Raw genomic sequence first — 5707 nt, 5'->3', positions numbered from 1 at the left:
GGTATTAGCCTACCCATCAACAATACGGAATTTTTGCTCAACCATGGAGGGACGTTTTCCATGCCGACGCGATCGTGCATTTGGCCTTAGGTCCGTATGCCGCCGTATCGTTTGCAGTAGGGTTTGCTGCATATTCCGAGCTGTTGCCACAAAGTACCGCCGTTGCTTTTGTCTTGGAGGAGGTTGCGGCAAACGGTGTCGTGATGGGGTGTCATTCGATGATGGTGTGGTGGCAGGACAGGTCTTAAATGTGGTATCGTTCTTCTTGGGTCAGTTGCGTGTGGTTTGGTAATCTTTCTTGTAGGAAAGGCCATACTGCTGCATCCCGGTTCCGTTATGGAAAGTTTGCCTTTCAAATCCGAATCTGCTGGCCTCTATTTATCATTATTTAATCGCTCCAAGGATATTTAAATGAAACGGGAAACCATTGCCCTGCATGCAGGCTATCAATCCGAACCGACTACCAAATCTGCTGCTGTCCCCATTTACCAAACCACTTCCTACACTTTCGACAACACGCAACACGGCGCAGACTTGTTCAACCTTGATGTAGCGGGCAATATCTACACCCGCATCATGAATCCGACCACTGCCGTTTTGGAAGAACGCGTTGCCCGTTTGGAAGGCGGTATCGCCGCATTGGCTGTCGCCAGCGGTATGGCTGCAATTACCTATGCCGTTCAAACCTTGGTTGAAGCAGGCGACAACATCATTGCAACCAAAACCCTCTACGGCGGCACATACAATTTCTTTGCCCACAGCCTGCCGCGCCAAGGCATAGAAGTACGCTTTATCGATCCGGCCAAACCCGAAGAAATTGCTGCCAATACCGACAGCCGCACCAAACTGGTGTATTGCGAATCTATCGGCAATCCCGCCATCAATGTCGTTGATATTCCAGCATTCGCACAAGCCGCGCACGCTCAAGGGCTGCCACTGATGGTAGACAACACCGTTGCTACGCCCACATTGTTCCGCCCCATCGAGCACGGCGCCGACATCGTTATCCAATCCCTGACCAAATACATCGGCGGCCACGGCACCACGATTGGCGGTGCCATTATCGACGGCGGCAAATTCCAATGGGCAGGCAATCCACGTTTTGAAAAAACCTTCAATCAGCCTGATCCGTCTTACCACGGCGTAAACTACTGCGAACATTTTGGTGCGGCAGCCTATATTGCCCGCGCCCGCGTCGTTCCATTGCGTAATACCGGTGCCGCCCTGTCTCCGCACAGCGCATTTTTACTGCTTCAAGGTTTGGAAACCCTTGCCCTGCGCATGGGACGTCATTGCGAAAATGCCCTAAAAGTAGCCGAATTCTTAAAGAAACATCCGCAGGTTGAATGGGTGAACTATCCTGCCCTGCCCGACAGTCCGTATAAAGCCTTGATTGACCGCGACTACGGCGGAAAAGCCTCAGGTTTGCTGAGTTTCGGTATTAAAGGCGGTCGTGAAGCCGGCGCGAAGTTCATTGACGCACTGCAACTCTTCCTGCGTTTGGTGAATATCGGTGATGCCAAATCGCTGGCTACCCATCCTGCCACAACGACCCACCGTCAGCTTGACGATGCAGAACTCGCCGCAGCAGGCGTCAGCCCCGACATGGTACGCCTGAGCGTGGGTATCGAGCATATCGACGATTTGCTTGCCGACTTGGCGCAGGCATTGGATGCCGCACAGGCATAGGCAATAGCAGCCTTAATTAGATGAAAAAGCCTCCGCTTAAAAAGGCCGTCTGAAAACTTCTTTTCAGACGGCCTTTTCCTTTTCTACAAATCAAATGCGGCGTTAATCAAACGTTTGGTGTAGTCGTTTTGCGGATGGTGGAAAATCTGATCCGCGCTACCGTACTCAACCATTTCGCCCTGCTTCATCACAATCACATTATCGCTGACAGCACGCACGACAGACAAATCATGACTGATGAACATATAAGTCAGGCCGTATTTCTTCTGCAAGTCGCGCAAAAGTTCGACCACTTTGGATTGTACGGAGCGGTCAAGTGCAGAGGTCGGCTCGTCCAAAAGGATGAATTTCGGGCGCAGGATAACGGCGCGTGCAATAGCGATACGCTGACGCTGGCCGCCGGAAAATTCATGCGGATAACGATTGAGTGCATCAAGCGGCAGGGACACTTCCTTCATGACTTCCAAAACGCGTTGGATACGTTCTTTTTTGGTCATCTCGGGATGATGAACCGTCAAACCTTCGCCAATAATTTCGCCAACGGTTAAACGCGGAGAAAGCGAACCGAACGGATCTTGGAACACAATTTGCCGTTGCGATTTCAGACGGCGTGCTTCTTCGGCGGTATAGTTTTTCAGGTCTTTGCCTTCAAAGGAGATATGACCGGTATAAGGCAGCATCTGCATGACGGCTTTGCCCAGCGTGGATTTACCGGAACCGGACTCGCCGACAACGCCCAATGTTTCGCCTTCTTTAATTTTGAGGCTGATGCCTTTAACGGCGTCAAAGGTTTTGAGCGGTTTGCCGAAAAAGTTTTGCTTCAATACGAAAGAAACATTGACATTGTCGGCATCGATTAACACACCGGCGTTGTTTTCTTCCGGCTCTTTCATGCCTTTGGGAATGGCATTGATGAGTTCGGCAGTATATTCGTGTTTCGGATGGGCAAATACTTCTTTGATTTTGCCGCGCTCGACAATTTCGCCGTTACGCATGACGCAGACGGTTTTGGAATAGTGTTCCGCCAAACCCAAATCGTGAGTAATGAAGATAATCGCCATGCCCATTTGCTGTTGCAAATCATGGAGCAAATCGAGAATCTCGGCTTGAATGGTCACATCCAAAGCCGTGGTCGGTTCGTCGGCAATCAGCAGGTCAGGTTCATTGATGAGTGCCATGGCAATCATAATGCGTTGCAGCTGACCGCCGGAAAACTCGTGCGGATATTGCTTCATGCGGCGCTCGGCTTCTTTGATGCCCACACGCTGCAACAATGCCAATGCTTTCTGCCCTGCTTCTTTTTTGCCAAGCTTTTTATTGTGCACACGCGCCGCTTCAATCAGTTGCGCACCGATACGCATAAACGGATTGAGCGAGGTCATCGGCTCTTGGAAAATCACGCTGATGCGATTGCCGCGCAAATCACGCAAGGTTTTCTCATCGGCATCCAAAATGGAAATGCCGTCAAAAGTAATGCGTGAATCTTTGCCATAGCGGGCAAATTTCTCAGGCAGCAGGCGCATAACGGACATAGACGTTACGGACTTGCCCGAGCCGGACTCGCCGACCAAAGCCAATGTTTCGCCCTCTGCCACTTTAAAGCTGACATTACGCACGGCGTGCACGTTCTTTTCATGCAATTCGAAATTGATGTCCAGATTTTCTACAACCAGTAACTGTTTTGTCATTTTGATTATCCTTTTGGTTGTCGTTTAGCGGTCTTTCGGGTCGAGCGCATCGCGCAGGCCGTCGCCGATAAAGTTGAAACAGAACAAAGTGGTTACCAAGAAGAAACTCGGCACGAGCAGCTGCCATGGTGCAGCTTCCATAGAAATCGCGCCTTCTTGCAACATCGAACCCCAACTGGTCATCGGCTCTTGCACGCCCAAGCCCAAGAAGCTCAAGAAAGATTCAAACATAATCATGCCCGGCACCAGCAAAGAGGCATACACCATCACCACGCCCAAAACATTCGGAATAATGTGGCGCGTCACGATTTTACGTTTTGCCACGCCGCTCACACGCGCCGCTTCGACAAACTCTTTATGCTTCAAGCTCAAGGTTTGACCGCGCACGATACGCGCCACGTCCAACCAAGACACCAAACCCACGGCGGCAAAAATCAAAAGCAAGTTGCGGCCAAAGAACGTGGTCAGCAGAATCACGAAAAACATAAACGGAAACGCGTTCAAAATTTCCAAAAAGCGCATCATCAGCGAATCGAGCTTACCGCCGATAAAGCCGGCAATCGCACCATAAAGCGTACCGATGACAACAGCCACCAATGCGCCGGCCACACCGACCAGCAAGGAAATACGTCCGCCGGTTGCCGCACGCGACAACAAATCGCGGCCGAGCAAGTCCGTACCCAGATAGTGATGGGTAGAAAAGGACGGCGGAATCTGCATATTGTCCCAGTCGGTAAAGTCGTAGGTGTAGCGGACAATCCATGGCGCCACAATCACAAAAATGCTGATCAGCAACAGGATGATAATGCTGTACACCGCCGCTTTGTTTTGTTTAAAACGCCGCCATGCGTCACTCCACAGGCTTTTGCCGTGTACTTGGGCGTATTCTGCTGCCTCTGCGAGGGCCTGAGTCTGCTTCTTTTTAAATAACATAATGTTCTCTCTCGCTTTTTATTCTTTCTTCAGGCCGTCTGAACATTTCAGACGGCCTTTGCGCAAATGGGATTAATAACGGATTTTCGGGTCAATAATGGCATACAGAATATCGAGGATGGCGTTGAACAAAATGGTCATGATGCCGACCAAAATCGTCAAACCCAAAATCATGCCGTAGTCGCGGTTGAGCGCGCCGTTGACAAACAATTGTCCGACGCCGGGAATACCGAACACGTTTTCAATCACAATGGAGCCGGTAATGATGCCGACGAATGCCGGACCTAAGAAAGAAACAATCGGCAGCATGGCGGGACGCAGCGCATGGCGCAGGATGATGCGGCTCATGGGCAGGCCTTTGGCGCGTGCCGTGCGGATAAAGGGGCTGTTCAATACTTCGATCATCGCGCCGCGCGTAATCCGCGCGATACTGGACACATAACCGATGGACAAAGTAACGACAGGCAAAATCAAGTTCATCAGTGCGCCATCGTTCCAGCCGCCCGCAGGCAGCCATTGCAGTCTGACGGCAAACACCAGCACCAATACCGGCGCCATCACAAAACTGGGAACGACGATACCGGTCATCGCGCCGCTCATCAGCGAATAATCCAGCCAACTGTTTTGTTTTAAGGCGGCGATGATGCCGATAAACATACCGAAGATGGCGGCAATCAAAAAGGCGTAGAAGCCAAGTTCTGCCGATACCGGCAAAGATTGGGCAAGCAACTCATTAACGCTGAAATCTTTATATTTGAACGACGGCCCCAAATCTCCCTGTGCCAACTGCTTGAGGTAGTGGAAATATTGGAGGTACATCGGATCATTGAGGTGGTATTTGGCTTCGATGTTGGCCATGACCGCAGGCGGCAAATTGCGTTCACCTGTGAACGGGCTGCCCGGTGCAAGCCGCATCAGGAAAAACGATACGGTAATCAACACCAGCATGGTCGGGATGGAAGCACATATCCGTTTGATGATGAATTTCAACATAATCAGGCTGTCCTGTCTGAACATACCGGACTCGTGAAAACAAGCTGACCTGAAGCGGAAATCGGATGAATGGCAGCAGGCGTCTGAAACGTCGCCGCGCCGGTTTCTCTCTCTATTCCGACCGGGTTATTGTTTTTATTCGGAGTCGGGTAAGGTTTTTTAGTTTTTAGATAATTGTTGTTATAAGGCCGTCTGAAATTTTGTATCCGCCGTTTCAGACGGCCTTTCACGTTAACGCGCCAAAGGTTCGGTGCGTTCAATCAGCCATGCTTTGGCCGCGCCTTCTGTCAAAGGCTCGAGACGGCGGCGCACTTCGGCGTGATATTGGTTCAGCCATTCGATTTCGCTGCCGGTCATCAGTTTGGTATCAATCAGGCGCGTATCGATTGGGCAGAGGGTAACGG

General features: G+C 50.9%; 5 protein-coding genes and 1 pseudogene. 1 reads left to right on the top strand and 5 read right to left on the bottom strand.

What is annotated here, in order from left to right; all coding sequences use genetic code 11:
* Positions 1 to 15: 15 nt before the first annotated feature.
* Positions 16 to 224 (bottom strand): annotated as a pseudogene (locus tag ACTHUE_RS10110) (IS30 family transposase); the annotation flags it as partial.
* A gap of 187 nt (positions 225 to 411) precedes the next feature.
* Between ACTHUE_RS10110 and ACTHUE_RS10105 the strand changes: the two are divergent.
* The gene (locus ACTHUE_RS10105) at positions 412 to 1689 is read left to right on the top strand and encodes an O-acetylhomoserine aminocarboxypropyltransferase/cysteine synthase family protein (RefSeq protein WP_440423404.1); all 1278 of its coding nucleotides are present in this window, start codon (positions 412 to 414) and stop codon (positions 1687 to 1689) included.
* Positions 1690 to 1772: 83 nt separating this feature from the next.
* Here the strand turns inward: ACTHUE_RS10105 and ACTHUE_RS10100 are convergent, their stop codons facing one another.
* The 4 genes from ACTHUE_RS10100 to ACTHUE_RS10085 all read right to left on the bottom strand — a co-directional run.
* Positions 1773 to 3377: an ABC transporter ATP-binding protein gene (locus ACTHUE_RS10100; RefSeq protein WP_440423402.1), complete on the bottom strand. Its 1605-nt coding sequence runs from the start codon at positions 3375 to 3377 to the stop codon at positions 1773 to 1775.
* 24 nt (positions 3378 to 3401) lie between these two features.
* Positions 3402 to 4310: an oligopeptide ABC transporter permease OppC gene (gene oppC, locus ACTHUE_RS10095; RefSeq protein WP_003683112.1), complete on the bottom strand. Its 909-nt coding sequence runs from the start codon at positions 4308 to 4310 to the stop codon at positions 3402 to 3404.
* A 72-nt stretch (positions 4311 to 4382) separates the two neighbouring features.
* The gene (oppB, locus tag ACTHUE_RS10090; RefSeq protein ID WP_036472303.1) at positions 4383 to 5303 is read right to left on the bottom strand and encodes an oligopeptide ABC transporter permease OppB; all 921 of its coding nucleotides are present in this window, start codon (positions 5301 to 5303) and stop codon (positions 4383 to 4385) included.
* 231 nt (positions 5304 to 5534) lie between these two features.
* Positions 5535 to 5707: M24 family metallopeptidase C-terminal domain-containing protein (locus tag ACTHUE_RS10085; RefSeq protein ID WP_440423406.1), on the bottom strand; the 173-nt coding region annotated here is incomplete at its 5' end.

This window comes from Neisseria sp. P0021.S005 (genome assembly GCF_051956955.1).
The sequence above is the reverse complement of the archived record's forward strand: the minus strand, read 5'-3'. Positions and strand labels throughout refer to the sequence as shown.